We start from the raw sequence: 23,214 nt of genomic DNA, 5'->3' as shown, positions 1-23,214 counted from the left end.
ATCGCATGACGGACGACGCGCCCCATCTGCTGACGGAAGTTCAGGATGGCATCCTCATCGCCACGCTGAACCGGCCGGACAAGCTCAACGCCCTGTCGGCGGAGACGATGGCGCTGTTCGAGGTGGCGCTGATCCGCTTCCGCGACACGCCCGAATTGAAGGTGATGCTGGTCCGATCGACCGGCCGCTATTTCTGTTCCGGCGCGGACATGAAGAGCGGCGGGTCGCCCAGGGAATATCCCCGCACGCCCAGCGGCATCCGCGAAAACCACCGGCTCCAGCTCAACGGGATGCAGCGCATCTATGACGAGATGGAGCATGTGGAAAAGCCGATCGTCTGCGCCATCCACGCCACCTGCGTCGGCGGCGGGCTGGAAATGGCGCTGTCCTGCGATTTCCGCCTGGCCGCCAAATCGGCCGCCTTCTCCTTCCCCGAAGGGCTGTTCGGCGTACTGCCGGCCTCCAACGGAGTCAGCCGCCTGACCCGCATCTGCGGCCCCCACTGGGCGCGCTGGCTGATCATGGGCAATCAGAAGGCCGATGCCGACCGCGCCCTCATCATGGGGCTGGTGCATGACGTGATGCCCGACGAGGGCTTCGAGGACGCGGCCCTCGCCTTCTGCCGTCACCTCACCAAGCAGAATGGCGAGCAGATGGGCGCCGCCAAGATCGCGATCGAGCTGGCGGCCGAAGTCGGCCCGTCCATGGGGCGCCATGTCGAACGCATGGCCAACAGCGCGCTGATGCTCAACCCCGCCTATCTGGAGGGGATGGAACGCTATCTGAAGGGCATTGGCGGCAAGAAGGATTGAGCGCCTTCATCTGTCCACACACTTATCCACAGCTTTTCCCACAGATAGGCGTGGGAAAAGCTGTGGATAACTTCTGTCGATAAGCCTGTGGATAAGTCGAACGCGCGCCCGCCTCAGGCGCGCGCGTCGCGCAGCATCGCGCGATAGTCGCGGATGCCCAGTTCCATCAGCCGCGCCTCGGCCCGCAGCAAATGGGTGCGCGCCAGCGGATGGGGGGAATGGAGGATATTCTGCAGCGCCATGTCGGTGGTGACGGTGACGACACGCTCCAGCCCGGTCATCAGCGCGGTGCCCATGCTGAACACCGGCGATCCGGCCTCTTCGCTGCCGCCATCCATCTGGTCGACCAGCAGCCGCATCACCGGCTGGGCGGCATGGACGCGATGCAGCATCATCCGCTCATTCTGGCGATCGGCCATATTGTTGCGCAGGTGGAGCAGGCGGGAGTGCTTGACCCAGAAGCCATGATAGGCGGTGACGAAGGCCAGCGCCTTCTCGCCCAGTTCCTCCTCGCTCCATCGGGTCCGCAGCAGGCCGACATAGTCGGCCTCGGCCGTGGCCATCACCGGCTCCAGCACGGCGAGCAGCAATTCGGTGAGGTCGGAGAAATAATTATAGAGCGACGTCATGCCGAGCGAAGCCTGGCGCGCGACCGCGCTCAGCGAGATTTCGACATCCACCGGCCCCGCCAGCAATTCGTTGGTCGCCGCCAGGATGCGCTCGCGCGTGTCCCGCCCCTTGCGACCCAGGCGCTGGCCATTGAGATTATGGCTCAGCGCCTTGGTGGCCCGTCCCCGGCCCTTGGGTTCCGACGGCCCGTCCGCCGCAATCGATGCCTTTGCCGTCAAAACCCGTCCTATCCATGCCCCGTCGCGCGCCTCAGGCGGCGCGCCAGGCGATCAGCTTGGTTTCCAGGAACTCCTCGATCCCTTCGAGGCCCCATTCGCGGCCTACACCACTGGCCTTGTAGCCACCGAAAGGCAAGTCGCCGGCGATGCACATGCCGCCATTGACGCTGATCGATCCGCTGCGGATCTGCTTGGCGACATTGATCGCCCGGTCAAGATTGCCCGAACTGACGCCGCCCGACAGGCCATAGCTGCTTTCATTGGCGATGCGCACGGCATCGGCATCATCCTCGAACGGGATGACCACCAGCACCGGTCCGAAAATCTCTTCCTGGGCGATGCGCATGTCGTTGGTGACGTCGACGAAACAGGTCGGCTCGATGAAATAGCCGCCGCCCTTGTCCGGCCGCGCCTTGCCGCCGGCCAGCAGGGTCGCGCCCTCGGCCTGGCCGATATCGACATAGGACAGCACCCGCTCCATCTGCCGCTTGGAAATGACCGGCCCCATGATGTGCTGGGGATTGTCGAAATCGCCCCAATTGTCGCCGAAGCTGGCATAGGCATGCTTCAGGATCGCCTTCGCCTCCTCATAGCGGCTGCGCGGCACCAGCAGGCGCGAATGGACGGCGCAGCCCTGGCCGGCATGGAAGACCAGCATGGTCTGGGCGACGTCCATCGCGAAATTGGCGGAATCGTCGAGCACGATCTTGGCCGACTTGCCGCCCAGTTCCAGGAAGACGCGCTTCAGCGTGGCGGCACCCTGTTCCATGATGCGCTTGCCCACGCCCGTCGATCCGGTGAAGGAGACAAGATCGACGCGCGGATCGGTGACCAGCATCTCGCCAGCCAGCGCCGGATCGCTGCCGAACACGACATTGATGACGCCGGCGGGGAAGCCCGCCTCCGCCGCCAGTTCGCCGAAGATCGCGCCCATGCCCGGCGTGTTGGGCGCGGGCTTCAGGATCACGGTGCAGCCCGCCAGCAGCGCGGCCACGACCTTGCCGACATTCACATAGAGCGGCACGTTCCACGGCGTGATCGCCGCCACCACGCCGACCGGCTCATAGATCGCCTTGCGCAGGCTTTCGAAGCCATAGCCGGTGCGACCGCCATAATCCTTTTCCCATTTGAGCTGGGGAAAGACGGCGAGATAATCGTCCCAGCCGTCCAGCGCCATGTCGACATGGGCGCGGCCGACCGCGCCCCAGGCGGCACCGGCCTCATGCCGGGCCAAATCCGACAGCCGTTCCTTGTTCGCCTGGAACAGGTCGCGCAGCTTCGTCACCAGCGCGACGCGCAGGTCGACATTGGTCGACCAGTCGGTGGCGTCGAAGGCGCGGCGGGCAGCGACGATCGCGGCCTCGACATCGGCGGGCGAGGCATCGGCGGCGGTGCCGACCGGCTCGCCGGTCCACGGGCCGATCACGTCAAAGGTCTTGCCGCCTTCGGCACCGCGCAGCACGCCGTCGATATAGAGCTTGGCTTCGGGAAGAGTGGCCATGATCGCCTTCCTGTGGATAACTTCTGTGGATGTTGTGGATAAGTCGCCCGGTCAGCGCTTGCGCGCGCTCAGGGCGACCGATCCGATGTGCAGGTCCGCCGGCATGTCGAGCACGGCGCGGAAGACGTCGGTCACCGAATTATAATGGCTGATGCCGCGCTCGCGCAGGTTGAGGCCGACCTTGGCATTTTCCTGGGCGAAGCGGATTGCGACCTCCATCGGCCAACTGCTGCCGGTCTTGGTCTCATCCATCATCATGCCGGCCTGGACCACGGTGACGCGCACGCCCTCGGGCTCCAGTTCGCGCGCCCACATGTCGGACATGAGTTCAAGGCCCGCCTTGCCGCCGGCATAGAGCCACAGCATCGGCATTTTCAGCGGCACGGATTCGCTGGTGACATTGATGATATGGCCGCCCCCGCGCAGCAGCGGCAGCGCCTCCCGCGCGCAATGGATCGGGCCTGCGACATTGGTGGCGAGCGATGCTGCGATCTGCTCGTCGCGCACCTCGGCCAGGGTGAAGGGTTCGTAGATGGCGGCATTGTTGATCAGCACGTCGACCTTGGGGTGGCGCTGCGCGATCGCGGCAAAGGCGGCGCGGACGGAATCGGGATTGCCGACATCGCATGCCAAGGCGAAATGGGGTTCACCCAGTTCCTGCGCGACCGCCTCGACCTTCGACAGGGTGCGGCCCAGCAGGATGACGGTTTCGCCATCGCGCGCGAACCGCCGCGCCAATGCGCGTCCCAGCCCGTCGCCCGCACCGGTAATGACGATGACCTTGCTCACCTCTCGCTCCACCTGTTCTTGTGCTGTTGGCATTTACTTGCGCATGTCGTCCGCGGCGCGGCAAGATGGCGCCGCATCGCGCGCGCGATAGTTGGGAAATTCAGCCTGCCGGCCGCGCGAAATCGGCCGGATAGACGGACAGGTCGCCATCATAGGCGATGCCGCCGGGCCAGAATTTGTCACCGCTGACCCTGGCGAAATAATGGACCGTGCGGGCGAAGGAGCCGGCCGATGAGCGCGGCTGGAAGGCGACGCCGCTGGGGCTGACGCCGCGCGCGCGGGCGCTGAAATCCTTGACCGTGAACAGCAGATCGTCGGTCTGCTGGGCGCAGAAGACCAGGTCGCTGCCGGGACAATAGCGGCGCGCCTCGACCTGCAGTGGCGACAGCCGGCCGCGCTTCATCGCCACCTTGCCCGGCACGCGGGTTACTTCCGGGCCATGGACCGTGTCATACCAGTGATGATATTCCGCCTCCCGCCCGGCGACGAAATTGGCGAGGATGATCGAGACCCCGGAAAAGGGCTGGTCGGGCTGGTGATTAGGGCTGGCGACCCAGTCCGAATACATCGCATAGCTGTGGATGCGCTCGCTCTCGTCGCTGTCGTCGATCAGCCCCGCGTCGCGCGCATCGGCCAGCAAGGGCGCAAGCGCCGGCAGGTCGATCTCCGGCGCGGCATAATCGAACTCATAGACCGACAGGAAACGCCAGGGCTGGGGAATGTCGGGCATGATCTGCTGCGGCGTGACTTCATAGCGATCGGCCGAACGAAAACCGCGTAGACGGGCGAGATCCGCCTGATGCGCGCCGTCGAACCAGCGGGCATAATCCTCCGCCCGGCCGGCGGCGACATTGTGCAGATGGATGGTGGTATACAGGCTCATTCCTCGTCCCCGGCTGCCCGGCCGGCTGGTCCCGACCCTGTGTGCGGCGGCAATCCAGCATGGATGCCCCGCACATGCCAGAGCCGCCGGCCAATGATCGCCGGGGCATTGAGAGGCCGGGGCGAATTGACCCTGTCGGCAGCGCTCCCCATCCTGACGCCGCAATCATGCCGGAAGGACGCGTGATGACCGACCCTGTAGCCGCGCCCCGCTTCGCCCTGTTCCGCGCGAAGGACGCGACCGATTTCGAGGAAAGCGGCCTGATGGCGACGGTGCCGCCGACGCCGATCGAGATGGCAGGATCGATCGCCGCGGTCGAGGCCGGCATGCTGGAAGGCACGCGAGTGAAGCTGCTCTTTTCCATGCCGGACCTCAGCCTCACCCATGCCTGGTTCCGCAGCGGCTTTCCGCTGCCGCGCCACAGCCATGATGTCGATTGTCTCTATTTCATCCTCGCCGGATCATTGCGCATCGGCACGGAGGAACTGGGCGCAGGCGACGGCTTCTTCGTCGGCGCCAACGTCCCCTATACCTATGTGCCCGGCGACCAGGGCGTCGAGGTGCTGGAATTTCGCGGCGCCGACAGCTTCGACATCAGGATGCTCGCCAACAACCGCGCCTATTGGGACCGGGCGGTGGCGCAGGTCGCAGCGCAGCGCGCGCATTGGACAGGCGAGACGCCGCCGTCGGGCCTGTCCTTCGGACCCGAAGCCGACGGCGGATAGGGGCGATCAGCCCCGGCCGTTTGCCGCCTCATGTGCGGCCAGCCGGCGCCCGGTCACCAGCGTCTGGCCGACGAACAGGATGATCAGGATCACCCCGACCGTGCCGACGAAAATGTCGAAGCCGGACCAGCGCCCGAACAGGCCGGGCTTGTCGCCCAGCACCATCATCATCACCGTCAGCGCGATCAGCATCAGCCGCAATTCGGTCGGGCCGGCCGACAGATAGGAGAGCTTAAACTCCCCCAGCACGCGGGCGGAGAGATAGGCGTGGATCGACAGCAGCAGATAGCCGGCGAGCGCCACCAGGGCGACATCCATGGTGACATAGGGGCTGAGGCCGATGCCGGCGAGGATCAGCAAGGTCACCAGTCCATCGCAGCTATGGTCGATGAAATAGCCATAGGAGGGCCGTTCGATCCGGCGGTAGCGCGCCAGGCTGCCATCCATGGAATCGCCGAACCACTGGATGACATAGCCCAGGATCGCGAGCAGCAGCCAGGATGCACCGACATTGCTGGCGGTATAACCGATGAAGGTCATCAGCGCGCCGATCAGCCCCAGCAGGGTCAAAAGGTCCGGCGTGACCTGTCGCGGCATATGCGCGCACAGCCAGGTGAGAAGCTGGCGTTCGGAGCGTGCCAGGAAATTTTGCTGGATGCGGTCCAGCGTCGTGGCCGCATCATGTCTTTGATCTGTCATGATCCCTTATCGAGGAGATATGTGGCGCGGACAAGGCAACATCCCCCACACATGACGACATGGTGCCCGCCTTCCCGTTCAGGCCGGCGGCGCCTTCATGTCGATCGCCAGCCGGGTGAGACGGGATCGGGCGATCCGCCATTGGCCCTCTTCCCGGCGATATTGTTCATGATAATGGCCATGGCCGATCAGGCTGCGGCCATCGGGCCAGACCAGATGGTCCTGCATCGCCCAGATAGCGGTCGCTGCATTGCCGTCGATGGCGATTTCGGGCGAATGGACATGATGGACCGTGCGCGCGGCGTCGATCGACGCGCGGACGCTGGCGATCGCGACATCGCGTCCCTCCAGCAGCGGCCCGCCCGATCCGGTCGCGTCGAGCCGGAAGTCGGGCGTGAACAGCGCGGCAAAGCCGTCCCAATCCTTGGTATCGAGCAGGCGACAATAGCGCGCCTTCACATTGGCGATGGCCAGCCAGCCGGCAAAATCGGGCTCGGCCATCAGAAACGGAAACCGCGCATCTGGTTGCCGCCGTCGCACAATATCACCTGATTGTTGATGAAGCTGCCCTCGTCGGAAGCGAGGAACAGACCGAGATTGGCGATATCCTCGGCCGTGCCCTGGCGCTTGACCGACTGCATGCCCTTCAGCCGTTCCCAATTGTCGGCAGCGACGCCGTCCTGCGCCGCCTCGGTCGCCATCAGGCCCGGCGCGATGCCGACGCAGCGTATCTCGTCCTGGCCGAACTGCATCGCCATCGCATGGGTGAAGATGTTGAGCGCGGCCTTGGTGATGCCATAGGCGGTGGCCGGGTTGTAGCTGGCCATCGACGACTTGTTGATGATGACGCCCTTCGCCTTCGCCAATGCCGGCCGCAACGCTTCGGCCAGCAGCAGCGGGCCGATGGTGTTGACCGCGAAATAATGCTGCCACTTGGCCTGGCCCAGGCCGAAGAAGCCGCGCGCAATCTCGCCCAGATGCAGGCCGGCATTGTTGATCAGCACATCCAGCCGGTCATGGACGGCCAGCACGTCAGCGGCGAAGGCCTGGATATCGGCTTCATCGCTCATGTCGACGCGGTGGACGGTGGCAGTCGCGCCAAGCTGTTCGACCAGCGCCTTGCTCTCGGCCAGCCCCGCTTCGTTGATGTCGGCCAGGATCAGATGCGCGCCCTCGCCGCCAAAGGCGAGCGCATAGGCGCGGCCAAGCCCCGCCGCGCCGCCCGTCACCAGCACGGTCTTGCCCGCGAAACGTCCCGCCATCCTCTGCCTCCTATTCTGGTTGAAACCCTATCGCCCGCGCAGATAGGCCATGGCAGTGCGTGCCGCCGCCAGCCCATCCTCCGGATTATCGACCTCGACATAGCCGGTCGCGCGGGTCAGCCGGGCGATCCGCGGCATCAGCGCGGCATAGTCCATCTCGCCACTGCCGGGCGTGACCGCATGGTCGGTGATCGCCGTACCATGGTTCCGGTCGATATCCTTCAGATGCATCGACACCACGCGCGGTCCCAGCGCCGCCAGCAGATCGAGCGGCGCCACGCCGGCATACCAGGCCCAGGCCAGGTCGATTTCGAACGAGAGCAGGTCCGGCGCGATCCGGCTGGCCATCAGGTCGAGCGGCCGGTCGCCGTCGATCGGCATCAGATCATACCAGTGATTATGATAGGCAAGCGTCAGGCCGGCCGCCTTCGCCTTTTCCCCCAGCGCCGCAAGCTGCGGGATATAGGCGTCGAGCGCGGCGCGGGTCGTCTGGCCCAGCGTGCGGCTGGCGATGAAGATCGGCGCGGTGGTCAGCGCGACGATGTTCGCGCCGATCGCCGCCGCCTGATCGAACTGCCGGTCATAGTCCGCGCCGCGCACGCCGAGCCGGACCACGCCCACCGCCATGCCGGCATCGCGCACCATGCGGGCCTTGTCCTGCGGCGTGGGTTCGGACGGGTCGTTGGCGACATAGGAAGCGAGGCGGAAGCCGAACAGGCCATAGCCCATTGCCGCCACGGCGCGCAGCGTGCCGGCATAGTCGCGCGCCAGTTCCTTGCGCACGGTCGTGTCGGCCAGGCCCAGCGTCGATGCGCCGCGCCGCGCCGCCGCGTGGCGCGGCAGCACCAAGGCCGCGCCACCGCCCAGCAGCAGCGACCGGCGACCAAGGCATTGCGGCGCCCGCAAGTGCCCGGCCGGATCGGTCACGCCGCCTCGACCTCCAACCGCTTCACCACCAATGCCTTGAGGTCGGCGGTCTTGATCTTGGCGCTGCCAGTCAGTTCCAGATCGCTTTCGGCAAAGAAGAGGACGCGGCGGGGCACCTTGAAGCTGGCCAGCTGCTCCCTGGCGAAGCCGCGAATGCCATCCTCATCCAGATTGGCATCCGCATGCGGGACGATGCAGGTGACTACCAGTTCGCCGAGCGTCTCATGCGGGACGCCCACGGTCTGGGTCACCTTGACGCCCGGACAGGTCTTGATGACGCTGTCGATCTCGATCGGCGAGACATTGGCGCCGCCGGTCTTGATGATGTCATTGAGCCGCCCTTCCCAGTGCAGCCGTCCTTCCGTGTCGAACCAGCCGCCATCGCCGGTGCGGAAGAAGCCCTCGCCATCGACCGAGTCATCGAGCGGGATGCCGACATAGCCCAGCATCAAGGTCGGCCCCTTGACCGCGATCTCGCCCCGTTCACCGAGCGGCACGACCGCGCCGGTGAGCGGATCGACGATCTTGAAGATATTGCCGGGCAGCGGCGCGCCATGACTGCCGGCGATCCGCTCTTCGGGCGTGCCGGACGGAAAGATCGAGCTGATCGTAAAGGTTTCGGTATTGCCATAGGCGGCCATCGGTTCCTGCCAGTCGGTGCTGACGGTCGGATGGCGGCCGAGCGGATTGGCCGGGTTCACATAATAGAGCGCGGACAGGTCAACATCGCCCCAATTGGGTGCGGCTTCCAGCTGCGCCCATTGATGCGGCCAGGCGAAGGCCATGGTCGCCTTTTCCGCTTCCATCAGGCTCAGCGCTTCCGCCGGCTGGAAGGTCTGTTGCAGGATCAGGCTGCCGCCGCCGGTCAGCGCGCCGCCGATCGCCATGCAGAAATTGCCCGACCAGAAAAAGCCGTTCGCCGACCAGGCGCGGGCATCGGGCTTCGCCTGCAGGAAGCGTTTCCAACGCCAGAGCTGGAGCGTCGGGCCGCGATGCGCGCTGATGATGCCCTTGGGCTTGGCGGTGGAGCCGGAGGAGAAGAAGAGCACGCCCGGATCGGCCGGCATGACGGTGGCGGCAGCGGCATCGACCAGCGCCTGATCGACCGCGTCACCGCGCGCGAGGAAGTCGTTCCAGCCCTCCATCCGGCCCATCGCTCCGTCGACGGCGGCGAGATGGCGCAGAAAGGGGAAGCGGGTGGAGACCAGTCGCCCCTCGCCCGCGACGCCGATCGCCGGTTCCAGATCGGCCAGGATCGCGCCGAAATCCTTCTTGAGGACATTACGCTCCAGCAGCAGCACGGAACAGGCCGAGGACTGGACCAGATGGTCGAGCTCGGCCGGGGTCGAGAAGGTGCTGAGCGTGGCGGCGACGCCGCCCGCCAGCGCCACGCCGAACACGGCCGAAAGGAATTCCGGCCGGTTGGTCATCAGCACGCCGACGCGCGTGCCCTTCCCCACGCCACAGGCGACCAGCGATCGGGCGACCCCATTGGCCTGCGCCCACAGATCGTCATGGCTCCAGCGGACCACGCCATCGGGTCCGTGGAAGACCAGCGCCTCCCGCCCGGCATGGGCCTGCGTGACCTCACGCAGCCAGCCGCCGAGCGTCAGCGTGCCCAGGCCCTCCTCTTCAGCCAGAGGCGGGCCGGCGACGATCGAGAGCGCAGCCATCGGCTTAGCGGTTGACGTCGACGATGACGCGGCCGCGCACCTTGCCGGCGAGCAGGTCCGTCGCGACGCCGATCGCATCGCCCAGGCTGATTTCCTGCGCGATCACCTCCAGCAGCGCCGGGTCGAGATCGCGGGCCAGCCGCGCCCAGGCGGCGAGGCGCACGGGCTTGGGCGCCATCACGCTGTCGACGCCGAGCAGGCGCACGCCGCGCAGGATGAAGGGCATGACGGTCGCCGGGAAATCGGCGCCCTGGGCGAGGCCGCAGGCCGCAACCGCGCCGCCATAGCGGGTCTGGGCGCAGGCATTGGCGAGGGTGAAGCTGCCGACCGAGTCGACCACGCCGGCCCAGCGTTCCTTCTGCAGCGGCTTGCCCTTTTCCGACAGTTCGGCGCGGTCGATCACGCCGTCGGCGCCCAGCGTCTTGAGATAGTCGCCCTCGGCCGACTTGCCGGTCGAGCCGATCACGGTGAAGCCCGCCTTCTTGAGCAGGGCAACCGCGACGCTGCCGACGCCGCCGGTGGCGCCGGTGACCAGGATTTCGCCCTGGTCCGGGGTCACGCCGGCCTTCACCAGCGCCTCGACGCAGAGCGCCGCGGTATAGCCGGCCGTGCCGATCGCCATCGCTTGGCTGGGCGTGAAGGCGCTGGGCAACGGCACCAGCCAGTCACCCTTCAGCCGGGCGACCTGGGAGAGGCCGCCCCAATGGCCCTCACCCACGCCCCAGCCGTTCAGCACCACCTTGTCGCCGGCCTTCCAGTCGCCATGGTCGGAACTGCGGACGGTGCCGACCAGATCGATGCCGGGCACCATCGGGAATTTGCGCACCACCGGCGACGCGCCGGTGATCGCCAGGCCATCCTTGTAGTTCAGGGTCGAATAATCGACGTCGATGGTGACATCGCCCTCGGGCAGCTGCGCCTCATCGACCTGGGCGAGCGACACGCTCTGCTTGTCGTCGGTCTTTTCGATCAGGATGGCGGAAAACATGCGGTCGGTCCTTCTTGAAGAGAGAAAGGGAAATCGGGCAGCCTATCCCTGGGCAACCCTGGGAAGCGGCGCGAGCGGACGGCCGAGCCGCTCGGCAATGTCGGGGAATTTGTCGCTGCGCATCGATCCGAACATGCACAGGCGCAGGCATTCCTGGGCGAGGCGACGGCCGAGTGCGCGCCGTTCCCCCTCTTCACGCGCATGGCTGCGCGCCCAGATCGGCCAGAGAAAGGCGCCGGCCAGCATCAGCACCGACAGGACTTCGGCGTCGACGCCGTCTTCGGCGAGATCGCTGTTGGCGAAGCGCTGGAGCGAACCTTCATATTCGCGCCAGAAGGGATCGGCCATCGGATCAGGCGAGGCCAGAAGCTGGAGCAGCCAGATGCGACAAAGCTCGGGATTGTCCATCGCGAACAGGGCCAGCCGGTCGGTGGTGTCGGCAATATCGACTTCCTCGACCCGGCGCTCGCCGATCGTCTCGGGATCGCCGAAGACCGAACGGAACATGCGTTCCGACACCCAGTCCGCAGTCGCCTCAATCAGCTTCTCGCGGGTTTCGAAATGCTGGTAGGCGGTGCCGCGATTGACGCCGGCGAGATGGGCGACTTCCGACAGGCTGACCCGATCCGGCCCATCCTTGGCCAGCAGCGCACGGGCGGCTTCCAATATGGCCTCGCGGGTCGCCACGGGATCGCGGGCGCGCCTTTTCCGAATGTCCGTCATGCTGCCTCACCTAGGTTGATCGTTCAGAGCCTATAATGATCAGCCCTGTTGATCGGCTCCATCCCTGCCCGCTCCGGGGCCAGAGTCAATCGCTGCGGCCCGACGGCCGCACCCTCATCGCTCCCGCGAAGGCCATGGCCCCAAACGCCGATCGGCCGGGCAACCCCCTGGGGCTGCCCGGCCGATCGTCTGGCCCTTGGCGCGGATGGATCAGCGCGAACCGAAGGCGAAGCGCAGATTGACGCCAAATTCGCGCGGCGGGGTGACCGTGGCACCGGTATAGGTGCTGGTATAGGTCGCCGCTGCGGTGGTTGCGCCGGTCGCGGTGAAGCCGGTGATCTGCTGATAGCCGGTGAAGAGCGGGGTGGTCCGCGTCAGCACCTTGGTCGTGTCGAACAGATTCTTGGCGAACAGCGAGATTTCCCAGCCGCCATCGGGATCGCGGATACCGGCATAGAGATTGACCAGCGCATAGGCGCTGACATCGTCATAATTATTGCCCGGATCGCCCTTCGACTTGCCGTTATAATTGACGAGGCCACGGATGAAGCCGTCGGTCTTGCCCGAAATGGTCGTGTGGAACTCGCTCTGCAGCGTGGCGGTGATCGGCGGCAGGAAGGCTGCACGCTGGTTCACGGCGCAAGCCGACAGATTATCGGCACCCACGGCCGCCTGCAGCTCCGCCAGGCTCGGCGCATTGCCGACCGGATCGGGGATGCCGTCACCGTTCAGGTCGTTGCACGGGATGGTGCCGTTCTTGATCTTGCCGAGCGAATAGCTGCCGGTCAGGTTGACGTTCCAGCTGCGGGTGATGTCGAAGCCCAGTTCGCTTTCCACGCCGTTCACCTCGACCGGGACGGCGCCCACGAAGTTGAACGAGCCGACCTGCTGCGCGGTGCCGGTCACCTGGCCGGCCGCATTGCGGACGGCGACGGTGTTCACATAATAAACGCCGTTGTTGGGCACGCGATAGGGGAAGTTCTTGTACTTCTGGTGATAGGCGGTGACGTTGAAGCGCATCCGCCCGCCCATCAGCGTGCTCTTGAAGCCCAGCTCATAGGATTTGGAGGTTTCGGGCGGCAGGTCGAGGAAGGAGCGCTCCAGCGCCGACGGCGCGATGTTGAAGTCACCGACCACGTTGATGCCCGGACGGAAGGAGCTGCCGGTGGCGGCATAGACCAGGAAGTCGGGCGTGAAATTATGCTTGATCGACGCGCTATAGATCAGCTTGTCGGTATCCTGCGAGTCCGCGGCGATGGTGTTGCCGTTGACCGCCAGATAGTTGTTCGACTTATACTTGATCTGGCGCAGGCCGCCCGCCAGTTCGGTCGCCTCGCCAAAATGGGCGGTCAGGTTGCCGAAGAAGGACTGTTCGTGCGACTTTCCGGTGCGGTCGATCTCGGTCTGCACGACCGAGGCGATGCGACCGCCAAGCGCCGCAGGCAGGCGCACGATGGTCGGCGAGGTCAGGTGCGTCGGCGGGTTGAGCCGGTCGTCGAAGAAGCCGATGACATAGTCGAACATGTCGAAAACACGCTCTTCATTCTGCAACCGGATTTCATGCGAGGTTTCCTTGGCCACCGTGTCGGTGACCTGGTTGACGTCGCGGCCGATGAAGAAATTGCCATCGTCGACATTGTCGGTCGAATGGAATTTCTGCTTGGTATACATGCCCTGATAGATCAGGCGCTGGCCGGCAAAGGCCAGTTCCGACCGCCAGTTGAAGATATCGAAGCGCTGGTTGATGATACGCGGCTGTTCCTGGATCGACAGGCGATCCTTGGCCGTGATCAGCACCGGGCTGGGCGTGGCGTCGGGATTGGCTTCGCTGAAGGAAATCGCCTGGTCATAGGTCCGCGCATCGCGGTCCATATATTGATAGGTGCCCTCAAGCTTCAGCCAGTCGGTCGGCTCGATCGTGCCGACGATACGCGTGCTCTTGGTGCGCGACCAGGGGCTCGGTCCGCCGCTGATCGGCCGCACGCGATCGGCATCATCCTCGTTCCAGACGCCCGACACGCGGATGCCGGCGATCCCTTCGATGATCGGCAGGTTGAGCCCGCCCTTGAAGTTGAGCGTGCCGATATCGTTGCCGGTCCAGTCGATGAAACCGCCAAACTGGTTGAGGTCGGGCTTGCGCGTGGTGATGGTGATCGAACCCGACGGCGAGGCGCGGCCGCGCAGCGTGCCCTGCGGCCCGCGCTGCACTTCGATCTGGCCGATGTCGTACATCTGCTGCAGCACGGCGCCCGGCGAGAGCGGCGCGTCGTTGAAGTAGAATTGGATGGTGCCGCTGTTGCCGCTGGCATTGGCGTCGAAATTCACGCCGCGCAGGCGCGCATTGCCGCCGATGCCGTTGGCATTGTTGGTCAGTTCAAGGCCCGGCGCCAGCGCCTGGACTTCGTTGAAGGTGCGGATGTTGAGGTTGCCGATCGCCTGTTCGGTGACCGCGTTGACCACCGCGGGCACGTCCTGAATGTCTTCGCCGCGACGACGCGCCTCGACGATGATGATCTGGGCGTCGAAACCGGTGTTGCTGGTTGCAGCCTGCTCCTCGGGCGCCTGGGCAAGAGCCGGCGTCGCGATGGTGAGTGCCGCGACACTCGCGCCGATCAAATAATAGGCCGACATGCGATTCATAAGTGAAGCCTCCCCAAATAAACATCATGTTGACTATTGAGTCACCATTGATGCAGTGATCTTTTTTGCTTTGGTTGATTCTCGTTATGCCTGATATTGGCGGCCCGAGAAGCCCGGCCGCCTTGCAGATGGCGACATATCGCCATCGCGATTCCACCAGATCGTCACTGATCCCCCAGGCGATTTGCGCCTGCCCATTCCCCCTGCATGATCGCCAGCCGATGGCGCATGAGAGGGGAGAGCGCAATGGACATGCAAATGACGGGCAGGGTCGCGATCGTGACCGGCGCGACCGCCAATATCGGCCGCGCCATCAGCCTGGGGCTGGCGGCCGAAGGGGTGAAGCTGGTCGCGGTGGGGCGCGACCAGGCGGCTGGCGCCCGGCTGGTGGAGCAGGCCGTCGCCGCCGGCGCGCAGGACGCCTGTTTCGTGGCGGCCGACCTCAGCGATCCGGCCGCGCCGGGGCAGATCCTGGCGGCGGCCTCCGCGCTGGGCGAGGTCGCGACCCTGGTCAACAATGTCGGCGGCAATATCGGCGCGGGATTCTTCGTCGATTCCGATCCGGCAAGCTGGGCCGGCGACATCGATCTCAACCTCGGCACGCTGCTGCGCATGACCCATGCGACGCTGCCCGGCATGATCGCGCGCAAGGCGGGCGCGATCGTCAATATCGGCTCCACCGCGGGCATCGTCGGCGACTATATGCTGCCAGTCTATTCGGCGGCCAAGGCGGCGGTCCACGGCTTTACCAAAGTGCTGGCGAAGGAAGTCGGGCCGCACGGCATCCGCGTCAATTGCGTCGCCCCCTATGGCACCGTGTCGCGCGATCCCGCCGCCTTCTCCAGCGGCAGCCGATTCCACCCCGATCGCAACTTCTTTGGCCGGGCCTTTGCCAGCACCAGCCCGAAGGACATGGAGAAGCGGTCGCGCCAGACCGTGCTGGGCCGGCCCGTCGCCTTTGCCGAGGAAGTCGCCTCACTCGCCGTCTATCTGGCGTCGGACCAGGCCGGCTTCATCACTGGCCAGGTCTATCCGGTCGACGGCGGCAGCCTGCTGTGAATCAGGCGTCGGGCGGACCGAAGCGGAAGATCGTCATCTTGTTGCCGTCCAGATCACGGAAATAGGCGCCGTAGAAACCGTTGGGATCATCGCCGCGAATGCCGGGCTTGCCCTCGCACTTGCCGCCCAGCTCGAGCGCGCGGGCATGGACCGCATCGACCTGTGCCCGGCTGTCCGCCTGGATGCCGACCTGATTGCCATTGCCCGGCGTCGCATCGCCCTCGAACGGAATGCCGATCAGCAGCATGCCGCCCTCGGCCGTCTTATAGGCGACCAGATCGGGCCGGTCATAGGCGCGCACCGCGCCCAGCAGTCCGGCAATGCCGTCATAGGAACGCTTCGCGCCGTCGAGGTCGCGGGTGCCGAAGCGGGCCATGCTGATCATATTCGCTCTCCCTTTCAAAGCATCGCGCGCAAAAGTGGGAACCGGTTTTGCGCAACAGCGATGCGACAACAAAGACCTGGAGCGCGCTGCGCGCTCTAGAGGCCGCCCATGCCTTTCCAGCGATCAGCGCCCATCCACACATATTCGACATAATGGCCGAGCCATTCGCGCGTATCGAGATAGACAAATTCCAGCATGCCCGGCGTCCCGCCTTTCAGCACCACCGGATAGGGCTGCGCCTCGACCCGCGCCATGAAGGCCGCCCAGTCATCGACCCGGTTGCAGATATGGTGGAAGACCAGCCGGTCATCGGCGGGCAGCGCATCGCGATAGAGCGCCAGCACATCCCCCGATATCGGCTGGATCAGTTCGAACTGCATGTCGTCGACCCAGACGAAGGCGAGCTTCTGCACCCCCTGCCCCTCGCCCTGCGGCGTCCAGAGCTGCACCGGCACCTCGATCTCCGACAGGGAGCGGACATCCGCCTGATCGCGGAACTGGGCGACGGCCTTGTCGACATTGCGGGTGACATAGGCGTTCTGGAAATGATGGCCGGTCAGCATGGCTCAGCCCTCCCGCGCGACGTCATAGCGCGCCAGATAGCGCTCGAAATGCGGCGCCAATTGCTCCACCGACAGTCCATATTGGGCGAGCTTATAGTCGTGGCGACCGAACTTTCCCTGCGGATTGTCGTCCAGCCAGGCCTGCATCGCAGCCTCCGCCTCCGGCGTGAAGGCATCGCCCAGCGCCGCGTAGAGCCGCCGCATCGTGCCGATCGGATCGCTGGTGAGGTCGGCATAATGGACGTCGACCATGCTGTCCTCGCCCAGCCGCTCGCGCGCATCCATGATCCGGTCGGCATGGAGCCGCGCCTGATAGGTGCAATTTTCCGCCAGCCATTCGGGATCGACCCGGCCGGTAAAGGCCATCTGCCCCAGGCTGATGATCGAGCAGAAGCTGCCCATGGCGGTATAAGGATCGCGATGGGTCCAGATGAAGCGGGCATCGGGATAGATTTTGCGGATCGTCTCGATCCACAGGCTGTGGCTCGGCATTTTGAGGTTCCACACGCCCGGCGCATCGGCCTGCAGCAATTGCAGGAAGCGTTTGTGATAGTCATAGGCCGACGTCATGTCGGTGGAGAAGAGCCAGTCGCGATAATTGGGCAGCTTCCCCCGCGATTCCAGCGCCAGCGCCTTGAAATCATGCGCCATGAAGAAGATGCATTCATTGGGGTAGACGGCTGAATTGCGATAATATTTGCCCATTTCCGGCCGGGCGGCGAGCATCGCCTTTTCCTGTTCCAGCCGGGCGATGGCGCGCGGATCGCTCTTGAGCGTCGCGCTGGTCGCCGGCGGCACCGGCTCGTCAATCTCCCAGGTCAGTGGCGAGCGCCGGGCCGGGTCGCAGGCCAGCAGATTGCTGAGCAGGGTCGTGCCGGTGCGGGGAATGCCGAAGACGAAGACCGGCCGTTCGACCGGACGTTCCAGCAGTTCGGGCCGTTGCGCCAGATAGTCGGTGGTCCTGAGGCGATTGGACAGCAGGTCGACGACATTGGCCTCCATCCGCGCGTGGCCGCTGTCCGACAGGCCGGCCTGGTTCGCGTCGGCCAGCAATATGTCCAGCCCTTCGCGATAACTGTCGGAATCGAAGCGATCTAGGCCGGTGGCCTTGATCGCGCGGTCGATCAGCGCGTCGGCAACCAAAGCAGCGCCCATGGCATATCTCTCCTGATGTCTTTTGCCGCCATCATGGGCAGCAGGGCGATGCGCGCCAATGCTGCCCGATGAAGCGGCCCGGCCGCACTATCGATATCGGGCCATATCAGAAGCGCGCGGCCAGCCCCTATCGCGGGCGCGATGTCAGATGCTGGCGAAACTGGCGCGGCGTCGCCCCGGTGGCGCGGCGAAAGGCGAAGGCGAAGCTGGAGGGCGAAGCGAATCCAAGCGCGAAGGCGATCTCCTTGATGCTCTCGCTCGACCCCAGATAGCGTTTGGCGACATCGATCCGGCACTGGACGATATAATCGCCGATCGAACAGCCCCGGCTGGCGCGAAAGCCGCGCGTCAATTGCCGCACCGACAGGTTGCACAGGGTCGCCAACTCCTCCAGCGAGGGTGCCGCGCCGCCCAGTTGCAGCCGCTCGTCGATCCGCCGCAGCCGCCAGGTGGCAAGCCCCCCGGTCGCCGGTCCCTCGGCGATCGCCTGGCAATAGCGCGCCACCTCGATCGCCAATTGCCCGGCGATCAGCTCGGTCAACACGATGCTGCCCGGCCCCGGCCGGTTCACCTCCTCCGCCAGGCGGAACAGGCAGGCGCGCATATGCGGATGGGCGATGTCGAGACAGGCCGCGAGCCGACTGTCGGTCCATTCGATCGGGCCGTCGAGCCAGCGGTCGATCGCCTCCGCCTTGATCTCGCACACGACCGAAGACTGGCTGCCCTGCCCTTCGGTCCGCAACCGCAAGGCCTGCCCCGGCGGCACCAGGAAAATCTCGCCCAGCCGCTCATAGCGATGCGGCCCCCAATGGTCGGCATAGCAGCCGCGCACCCGCTCGGGCCGGGGGGTCAGGCACATGTCGAGCCAATAATGACGCTCGCGCCGGAAAATGCGGTCGGTCGGCCCCGCCAGGTCGAGCCGCATGATCCGCGCCTGCGCCTGCGGCACCGCAATCTCGGCCTCGAAAACCGACCTGGCATAGGATTCCGCCATCGCTCCCCCGCTCTCTGGCCATGTTTGGCCCTATCGCTGCACTATGGCTCATTCTCGATAGTCTGGTCAATTGCGTCGGCGCCGGAGTCGCCCCCATCCTTGGGCTATCAGGCAAGCCGCCAACGATGCGGCACCCTATGGAGAGAGATGAATGGCTAAGGGTCTTTTCGACTGCACGGGCAAGGTCACGCTGGTCACCGGCGGCAATGGCGGCATTGGCCTGGGCTTCGCCATGGGCGTCGCCAAGATGGGCGGCGACATCGCGATCTGGGCGCGCAATGCGGCGAAGAATGAGGCCGCCGCCGCCGCCCTGCGCGCAGCGGGCGCCGGCCGGGTCGAAACCTATCAGGTCGATGTCGCGTCGGAAGAGGCGATCGTCGACGGCTATGCCAAATTGCTCGCCGATTTCGGCCGCATCGACTGCGTCTTCGCCAATTCGGGCCGCGCCTCGCGCTCGCGATCGGTGCTGACGCTGGATTCGGCGGAATGGCATGATCTGCTGGCGGTGAACCTGCACGGCGCCTTCTTCACCCTGCGCGAAGGGGCCAAGGCGATGGTCGCCCGCGCCGAAGCCGGCGAGCCGGGCGGCAGCCTGGTCTATTGCGGCAGCCTGTCGATGTTCCACGGCATTGCCGGGATCAACAATTATGCGGCGTCCAAGGGCGGCATGGGCGCCGCCGTGCGCGGCATGGCGGCGGAACTGGGCAAATATGAGATCCGCGCCAACAGCATTGCGCCCGGCTATATCAAGACCGGCATCGGCGGCGATGGCGAAATGAGCGAGGAGATGAAGGCCCGCATGGCCGCCGTCGACGCCCATTTCTCCGCCAAGACGCCGATCCATCGCCCCGGCGCGATCGAGGATTTCGAGGGCATCGGCGCCTATCTCGCGTCCGACGCCTCGCGTTACCATAGCGGCGACACGATCGTCATCGACGGCGGTAGCCTCGTCTATCCGCCCTACGCCTTCTGAGCCGATCGACGGAGCGCCCCGATGCACCTGCTCAACATCCATGATGTGAACGATGTCCGGCTCGACGCCTATCAGCGGCCCGAGCCGGGTCCGAAGGACGTCGTCGTGAAGATGAAGGCCTGCGGCATTTGCGGCAGCGACCTCAGCTATATCAAGAATGGCGGCATTCCCGGCCCCGGCAAGCTGACCGCGCTCGGCCATGAGGGTGCAGGCGAGATCATGCTGGTCGGTGAGGAAGTGGCAGGCGTCAGCGTCGGCCAGAGCGTCATCATCAACCCGATGATGACCCCCAGCTTCATCGGCAGCGGCGGACCGGAGGGCGCCTTTACCGAGGAATTGCTGGTCCGCGACGCCCGGCTGGGCGACAGCCTGCTGCCGATCCCGGACGGCATATCCTATGATGTCGCCGCCATGTGCGAGCCGTTGTCGGTGGCGATGCACGGCGTCAACCGGGCGCAGGCCAAGGCGGGCGACAAGGTGGTCATCTTCGGCTGCGGCCCGATCGGCCTTGGCATGGTGCTCTGGGCGATCGACCGGGGTTGCCAGGATGTGATCGCGCTCGACCTGGCCGAGGAACGGCTGGAGCGCGCCCGCGCGCTCGGCGCCCACACCATCAACCCGGCGAAGGAAGATGTGATTGCCCGGATTAAGGCGATCCATGGCACCACCACCGTGTTCGGCCGCGAGAAGTCGCAGACCGACGCCTATATCGATGCCGCCGGGGCGCCCTCCATCCTGTCCGACGTGATCGCCATGGCCAAGACCCATGCCCGCCATGTCATCACCGCCGCCTATATGAAGCCGATCGAGCTGCCCGCCGGCCCGATGCTGACGACGGAAATGACGATCACCACGGCGGTCGGCTATCCAACCGAAATGCCCGACGTGATCGCCGCCATGCCGCGCCTGAAGGACAAGATCGCGGCGCTGATCAGCCACAAGCTGCCCTTCGCGCAGGTGATGGAGGGGCTGGAGATCGCCGCCCGCCCGCAATCCGCCAAGGTCATGATCGAGTTCGAGGGAGCCGACGCATGAGCACGCCATCGACCGCCGAGAAACCGCAGACTCCCTTGGGCGCGCTGGTGATGGCCGGACAGGGCCAGACCGACGCCGAAGCCATTACCGACAGCATCTTCATGGTGAAGGATATTTCCAACGCCTATCTGGTGACGACGGGCGACGGCGACCTGCTGGTCAATACCGGCTTCCTCGGCAATGGCGCGCGCAACAAGGGGCTGTTCGCGCCCCACCGCACCGGCGCGCTGAAACGCATCATCGTCACCCAGGCCCATCCCGACCATTATGGCGCCCTGCCCGACCAGCAGGAACCGGGCACCGAGGTTATCACGGGTGTCAACTTCGTCGACACCGAGGATTATTTCGACCGGCTCGGCCCGTTCCTCGGCATCCGATCGGGCAAGCTCTGGGCGTCGATGACCCGGCGCGACGGCCCGCCGCCCAAGCCACCCCGCATCATCCCCGACCGCACGGTGGAGACCGTCCATGCCTTCGAACAGGGCGGCCGCAAGTTCGAGGTGGTGAAGACGCCGGGCGGCGAGACGCTCTGCTCGGTGTTCGTCTGGATGCCCGAGGAAAAGATCATCTTCACCGGCAATCTGTTCGGCCCGGTGTGGCGCTCCATGCCCAATCTGGTGACGATGCGCGGCGACCGCCCCCGGCTGGTGCGCGCCTATCTCCAGTCGCTAGAGCATGTCCGATCGCTGGCGCCCGAACTGGTCATCACCGGCCATGGCGATCCGATCCGCGGCGCAGACACGATCCGCGCCGATCTCGACCGGATGCACGCCGCCGTCACCTATATCGAGCGCGAGACGATCGCCGGCATGAATGCCGGCCGGCATGTCCAGGATTTGATGCGCGAGATCGTCCTGCCAGAGGATATCCGCATCGGCGAATTCCATGGCAAGACCAGTTGGGTGGTGCGCGCCATCTGGGAAGAAAATGCCGGCTGGTTCCATTATGAGGACGGCACCACCGCCCTTTATGGCGTGCCGCGCCCGACCGTCTATCCCGACCTGGTCGAACTGGCCGGCGGCGCCGGGGCGCTCGCCGCCCGCGCCCATGTCCATGCCGCAGCCGGGCGGCCACTGGAGGCGCTGCACCTGCTCGACATCGCGCTGGGCGTCGCGCCCGACCATGAGGCGGCGCTGACCGTCAAGAAGGCGGCGCTCGAACAATTGCTCGCCCGCAGCGGCGCCACCAACCTGTCCGAAACCATGTGGCTGAAGGCGGAAATCGCCGACGCCGAAAAGCGGCTCCCGGCCGCCTGACCCCCATTTCAGGAAGTACGATCATGGCACGCAGTCTTACCCATTTGGAGCGCCTAGAGGCGGAGAGCATACATATATTGCGGGAGGTGGTGTCGGAGGCGGAGAGGCCTGTGATGCTGTACTCGGTGGGCAAGGACAGCGCGGTGATGCTGCATCTGGCGAAGAAGGCCTTCTATCCCTCGCCGCCGCCCTTCCCGCTGCTCCATGTCGACACCACCTGGAAGTTCCGCGCGATGTATGATCTGCGCGACAAGGCGGCGCGCGACGCGGGCATGGAACTGCTGGTCCATCATAATCCCGAGGCCCAGGCGCGCGGCATCAACCCGTTCGACCATGGCGCGCTCCACACCGACATGTGGAAGACGGAAGGGTTGAAGCAGGCGCTCGACAAGTTCGGCTTCGACGCGGCATTCGGCGGCGCGCGCCGCGACGAGGAGAAGAGCCGCGCCAAGGAGCGTATCTTCTCCTTCCGCACCGCGTCGCACGGCTGGGATCCCAAGAACCAGCGGCCCGAACTGTGGAACCTCTATAATGCCCGCAAGGCCAAGGGCGAGAGCATCCGCGTCTTCCCGATCAGCAACTGGACCGAGCTCGACATCTGGCAATATATCCAGCTGGAAGGCATCGAGATCGTGCCGCTCTATTTCGCCGCCCCCCGCCCCACCGTCGAGCGCGACGGCATGCTGCTGATGGTCGATGATGACCGCTTCCCGCTTGAACCGGGCGAAGTGCCGGTCGAGCGCTCGATCCGCTTCCGCACGCTGGGCTGCTATCCCCTCACCGGCGCGGTCGAGAGCGAGGCCTCGACCCTGTCGGAGGTGATCCAGGAGATGCTGCTCACCACCACATCCGAGCGCCAGGGCCGCGCCATCGACAAGGATGCCGGCGGCGCCGGCATGGAGAAGAAGAAGCAGGAGGGGTATTTCTGAGCCGGGCCCTGCCCGGCTCAGCCCCGGCGAAGGCCGGGGTCTCAGGCCTTGGGCAGCCACGCTCGATCCCCCTCCCCAAGATCAACCAGATCCCAGCTTTCGCTGGGATGACGGGACAAAGCCAATGACCGACACGCTCACTCAGCCCGACAGCCAGGCTCCGATCTACCAGACCGATGCGCTGATCGCGCAGGACATCGACGCCTATCTCGACGTCCATCAGCACAAGACCATGCTGCGCTTCATCACCTGCGGCTCGGTCGATGATGGCAAGTCCACCCTGATCGGGCGGCTGCTCTATGATTCGAAGATGATCTTCGAGGATCAGCTCGAGGCGCTGCAGGCCGATAGCAAGCGCGTCGGCACGCAAGGCGGCGAGATCGACTTCGCCCTGC

Annotated in this window: 24 protein-coding genes; 8 read left to right on the top strand and 16 right to left on the bottom strand. The window is 65.5% G+C overall.

The window, feature by feature from the left end; translation table 11 throughout:
* The first annotated feature begins 5 nt into the window (after positions 1–5).
* A complete protein-coding gene (locus BRX37_RS23170) occupies positions 6–812 on the top strand; it encodes an enoyl-CoA hydratase/isomerase family protein (protein WP_125989650.1) in 807 nt (268 codons plus the stop codon).
* Positions 813–925: 113 nt separating this feature from the next.
* Here the strand turns inward: BRX37_RS23170 and BRX37_RS23165 are convergent, their stop codons facing one another.
* The 4 genes from BRX37_RS23165 to BRX37_RS23150 form a co-directional block, all read right to left on the bottom strand.
* Positions 926–1,660, bottom strand: coding sequence for a TetR/AcrR family transcriptional regulator (locus BRX37_RS23165; RefSeq protein ID WP_010336464.1), 735 nt, complete (start codon positions 1,658–1,660; stop codon positions 926–928).
* 31 nt (positions 1,661–1,691) lie between these two features.
* Positions 1,692–3,161, bottom strand: coding sequence for an aldehyde dehydrogenase family protein (locus tag BRX37_RS23160; RefSeq protein ID WP_125989648.1), 1,470 nt, complete (start codon positions 3,159–3,161; stop codon positions 1,692–1,694).
* 51 nt (positions 3,162–3,212) lie between these two features.
* A complete protein-coding gene (locus BRX37_RS23155; RefSeq protein ID WP_125989646.1) occupies positions 3,213–3,950 on the bottom strand; it encodes an SDR family oxidoreductase in 738 nt (245 codons plus the stop codon).
* Positions 3,951–4,050: 100 nt separating this feature from the next.
* On the bottom strand, positions 4,051–4,833 hold the full coding sequence (locus BRX37_RS23150) for a hypothetical protein (RefSeq protein ID WP_125989644.1): 783 nt from the start codon (positions 4,831–4,833) through the stop codon (positions 4,051–4,053).
* A gap of 185 nt (positions 4,834–5,018) precedes the next feature.
* Here BRX37_RS23150 and BRX37_RS23145 point away from each other — a divergent pair, with 185 nt between their 5' ends.
* Positions 5,019–5,558: a cupin domain-containing protein gene (locus BRX37_RS23145; protein ID WP_125989642.1), complete on the top strand. Its 540-nt coding sequence runs from the start codon at positions 5,019–5,021 to the stop codon at positions 5,556–5,558.
* A gap of 6 nt (positions 5,559–5,564) precedes the next feature.
* On the opposite strand, the gene BRX37_RS23140 is transcribed toward BRX37_RS23145, so the two are convergent.
* The 8 genes from BRX37_RS23140 to BRX37_RS23105 form a co-directional block, all read right to left on the bottom strand.
* The gene (locus tag BRX37_RS23140; protein WP_017501849.1) at positions 5,565–6,257 is read right to left on the bottom strand and encodes a CDP-alcohol phosphatidyltransferase family protein; all 693 of its coding nucleotides are present in this window, start codon (positions 6,255–6,257) and stop codon (positions 5,565–5,567) included.
* Between the two features lie 78 nt (positions 6,258–6,335).
* Positions 6,336–6,758 (bottom strand): nuclear transport factor 2 family protein, encoded by a 423-nt coding sequence (locus BRX37_RS23135; RefSeq protein ID WP_125989640.1) that lies wholly within the window; start codon positions 6,756–6,758, stop codon positions 6,336–6,338.
* Complete coding sequence (locus tag BRX37_RS23130; RefSeq protein ID WP_017501847.1) at positions 6,758–7,519, bottom strand: SDR family NAD(P)-dependent oxidoreductase; 762 nt, start codon at positions 7,517–7,519, stop codon at positions 6,758–6,760. Before BRX37_RS23130 ends, BRX37_RS23135 begins: the two co-directional genes overlap by 1 nt.
* A gap of 27 nt (positions 7,520–7,546) precedes the next feature.
* The gene (locus BRX37_RS23125; RefSeq protein WP_125989638.1) at positions 7,547–8,446 is read right to left on the bottom strand and encodes a sugar phosphate isomerase/epimerase family protein; all 900 of its coding nucleotides are present in this window, start codon (positions 8,444–8,446) and stop codon (positions 7,547–7,549) included.
* On the bottom strand, positions 8,443–10,119 hold the full coding sequence (locus BRX37_RS23120) for a class I adenylate-forming enzyme family protein (RefSeq protein ID WP_125989636.1): 1,677 nt from the start codon (positions 10,117–10,119) through the stop codon (positions 8,443–8,445). The genes BRX37_RS23125 and BRX37_RS23120 overlap by 4 nt, the downstream gene beginning before the upstream one ends.
* A gap of 4 nt (positions 10,120–10,123) precedes the next feature.
* Entirely contained in the window at positions 10,124–11,107 is a 984-nt protein-coding gene (acuI, locus tag BRX37_RS23115) for an acrylyl-CoA reductase (NADPH) (protein ID WP_125989634.1), read from the bottom strand.
* A 42-nt stretch (positions 11,108–11,149) separates the two neighbouring features.
* A complete protein-coding gene (locus BRX37_RS23110) occupies positions 11,150–11,830 on the bottom strand; it encodes a TetR/AcrR family transcriptional regulator (protein WP_125989632.1) in 681 nt (226 codons plus the stop codon).
* A 210-nt stretch (positions 11,831–12,040) separates the two neighbouring features.
* Entirely contained in the window at positions 12,041–14,470 is a 2,430-nt protein-coding gene (locus BRX37_RS23105; RefSeq protein ID WP_125989630.1) for a TonB-dependent receptor, read from the bottom strand.
* A gap of 258 nt (positions 14,471–14,728) precedes the next feature.
* On the opposite strand from BRX37_RS23105, the gene BRX37_RS23100 reads away from it, so the two are divergent.
* Positions 14,729–15,529 carry an SDR family NAD(P)-dependent oxidoreductase gene (locus BRX37_RS23100; RefSeq protein ID WP_318276887.1) on the top strand — a complete coding sequence of 267 codons (801 nt, stop codon included), beginning with the start codon at positions 14,729–14,731 and terminating at the stop codon, positions 15,527–15,529.
* A gap of 1 nt (position 15,530) precedes the next feature.
* Here BRX37_RS23100 and BRX37_RS23095 read toward each other — a convergent pair whose 3' ends face one another.
* The 4 genes from BRX37_RS23095 to BRX37_RS23080 form a co-directional block, all read right to left on the bottom strand.
* The gene (locus BRX37_RS23095; RefSeq protein WP_125989626.1) at positions 15,531–15,914 is read right to left on the bottom strand and encodes a VOC family protein; all 384 of its coding nucleotides are present in this window, start codon (positions 15,912–15,914) and stop codon (positions 15,531–15,533) included.
* Between the two features lie 95 nt (positions 15,915–16,009).
* Entirely contained in the window at positions 16,010–16,477 is a 468-nt protein-coding gene (locus tag BRX37_RS23090) for a VOC family protein (protein WP_125989624.1), read from the bottom strand.
* Positions 16,478–16,480: 3 nt separating this feature from the next.
* A complete protein-coding gene (locus BRX37_RS23085; protein ID WP_125989622.1) occupies positions 16,481–17,632 on the bottom strand; it encodes a sulfotransferase family protein in 1,152 nt (383 codons plus the stop codon).
* Positions 17,633–17,759: 127 nt separating this feature from the next.
* Entirely contained in the window at positions 17,760–18,626 is an 867-nt protein-coding gene (locus BRX37_RS23080) for a helix-turn-helix domain-containing protein (protein WP_037518834.1), read from the bottom strand.
* Between the two features lie 151 nt (positions 18,627–18,777).
* On the opposite strand from BRX37_RS23080, the gene BRX37_RS23075 reads away from it, so the two are divergent.
* The 5 genes from BRX37_RS23075 to BRX37_RS23055 form a co-directional block, all read left to right on the top strand.
* On the top strand, positions 18,778–19,599 hold the full coding sequence (locus BRX37_RS23075) for an SDR family NAD(P)-dependent oxidoreductase (protein ID WP_125989620.1): 822 nt from the start codon (positions 18,778–18,780) through the stop codon (positions 19,597–19,599).
* 21 nt (positions 19,600–19,620) lie between these two features.
* Positions 19,621–20,634, top strand: coding sequence for a zinc-dependent alcohol dehydrogenase (locus tag BRX37_RS23070; protein ID WP_125989619.1), 1,014 nt, complete (start codon positions 19,621–19,623; stop codon positions 20,632–20,634).
* Positions 20,631–21,890 (top strand): MBL fold metallo-hydrolase, encoded by a 1,260-nt coding sequence (locus BRX37_RS23065; protein WP_125989616.1) that lies wholly within the window; start codon positions 20,631–20,633, stop codon positions 21,888–21,890. The genes BRX37_RS23070 and BRX37_RS23065 overlap by 4 nt, the downstream gene beginning before the upstream one ends.
* A 23-nt stretch (positions 21,891–21,913) precedes the next feature.
* Entirely contained in the window at positions 21,914–22,819 is a 906-nt protein-coding gene (gene cysD, locus BRX37_RS23060) for a sulfate adenylyltransferase subunit CysD (RefSeq protein ID WP_125989614.1), read from the top strand.
* A gap of 124 nt (positions 22,820–22,943) precedes the next feature.
* Positions 22,944–23,214: GTP-binding protein (locus BRX37_RS23055; RefSeq protein ID WP_318276886.1), on the top strand; the 271-nt coding region annotated here is incomplete at its 3' end.

Source organism: Sphingomonas sp. S-NIH.Pt3_0716, assembly GCF_003950715.1.
Taxonomy (GTDB): domain Bacteria; phylum Pseudomonadota; class Alphaproteobacteria; order Sphingomonadales; family Sphingomonadaceae; genus Sphingobium; species Sphingobium yanoikuyae_A.
Note: the sequence above shows the minus strand (reverse complement) of the source record. Positions and strands in the feature narration are given on the sequence as shown.

Coding starts and splice junctions, on each gene's coding strand:
- BRX37_RS23170 (WP_125989650.1), top strand. CDS start 6: ATGACGGACGACGCGCCCCATCTGCTGACGGAAGTTCAGGATGGCATC.
- BRX37_RS23160 (WP_125989648.1), bottom strand. CDS start 3,161: ATGGCCACTCTTCCCGAAGCCAAGCTCTATATCGACGGCGTGCTGCGC.
- BRX37_RS23150 (WP_125989644.1), bottom strand. CDS start 4,833: ATGAGCCTGTATACCACCATCCATCTGCACAATGTCGCCGCCGGCCGG.
- BRX37_RS23145 (WP_125989642.1), top strand. CDS start 5,019: ATGACCGACCCTGTAGCCGCGCCCCGCTTCGCCCTGTTCCGCGCGAAG.
- BRX37_RS23140 (WP_017501849.1), bottom strand. CDS start 6,257: ATGACAGATCAAAGACATGATGCGGCCACGACGCTGGACCGCATCCAG.
- BRX37_RS23135 (WP_125989640.1), bottom strand. CDS start 6,758: ATGGCCGAGCCCGATTTTGCCGGCTGGCTGGCCATCGCCAATGTGAAG.
- BRX37_RS23130 (WP_017501847.1), bottom strand. CDS start 7,519: ATGGCGGGACGTTTCGCGGGCAAGACCGTGCTGGTGACGGGCGGCGCG.
- BRX37_RS23120 (WP_125989636.1), bottom strand. CDS start 10,119: ATGGCTGCGCTCTCGATCGTCGCCGGCCCGCCTCTGGCTGAAGAGGAG.
- acuI (WP_125989634.1), bottom strand. CDS start 11,107: ATGTTTTCCGCCATCCTGATCGAAAAGACCGACGACAAGCAGAGCGTG.
- BRX37_RS23110 (WP_125989632.1), bottom strand. CDS start 11,830: ATGACGGACATTCGGAAAAGGCGCGCCCGCGATCCCGTGGCGACCCGC.
- BRX37_RS23105 (WP_125989630.1), bottom strand. CDS start 14,470: ATGAATCGCATGTCGGCCTATTATTTGATCGGCGCGAGTGTCGCGGCA.
- BRX37_RS23100 (WP_318276887.1), top strand. CDS start 14,729: ATGACGGGCAGGGTCGCGATCGTGACCGGCGCGACCGCCAATATCGGC.
- BRX37_RS23095 (WP_125989626.1), bottom strand. CDS start 15,914: ATGATCAGCATGGCCCGCTTCGGCACCCGCGACCTCGACGGCGCGAAG.
- BRX37_RS23090 (WP_125989624.1), bottom strand. CDS start 16,477: ATGCTGACCGGCCATCATTTCCAGAACGCCTATGTCACCCGCAATGTC.
- BRX37_RS23085 (WP_125989622.1), bottom strand. CDS start 17,632: ATGGGCGCTGCTTTGGTTGCCGACGCGCTGATCGACCGCGCGATCAAG.
- BRX37_RS23080 (WP_037518834.1), bottom strand. CDS start 18,626: ATGGCGGAATCCTATGCCAGGTCGGTTTTCGAGGCCGAGATTGCGGTG.
- BRX37_RS23075 (WP_125989620.1), top strand. CDS start 18,778: ATGGCTAAGGGTCTTTTCGACTGCACGGGCAAGGTCACGCTGGTCACC.
- BRX37_RS23070 (WP_125989619.1), top strand. CDS start 19,621: ATGCACCTGCTCAACATCCATGATGTGAACGATGTCCGGCTCGACGCC.
- BRX37_RS23065 (WP_125989616.1), top strand. CDS start 20,631: ATGAGCACGCCATCGACCGCCGAGAAACCGCAGACTCCCTTGGGCGCG.
- cysD (WP_125989614.1), top strand. CDS start 21,914: ATGGCACGCAGTCTTACCCATTTGGAGCGCCTAGAGGCGGAGAGCATA.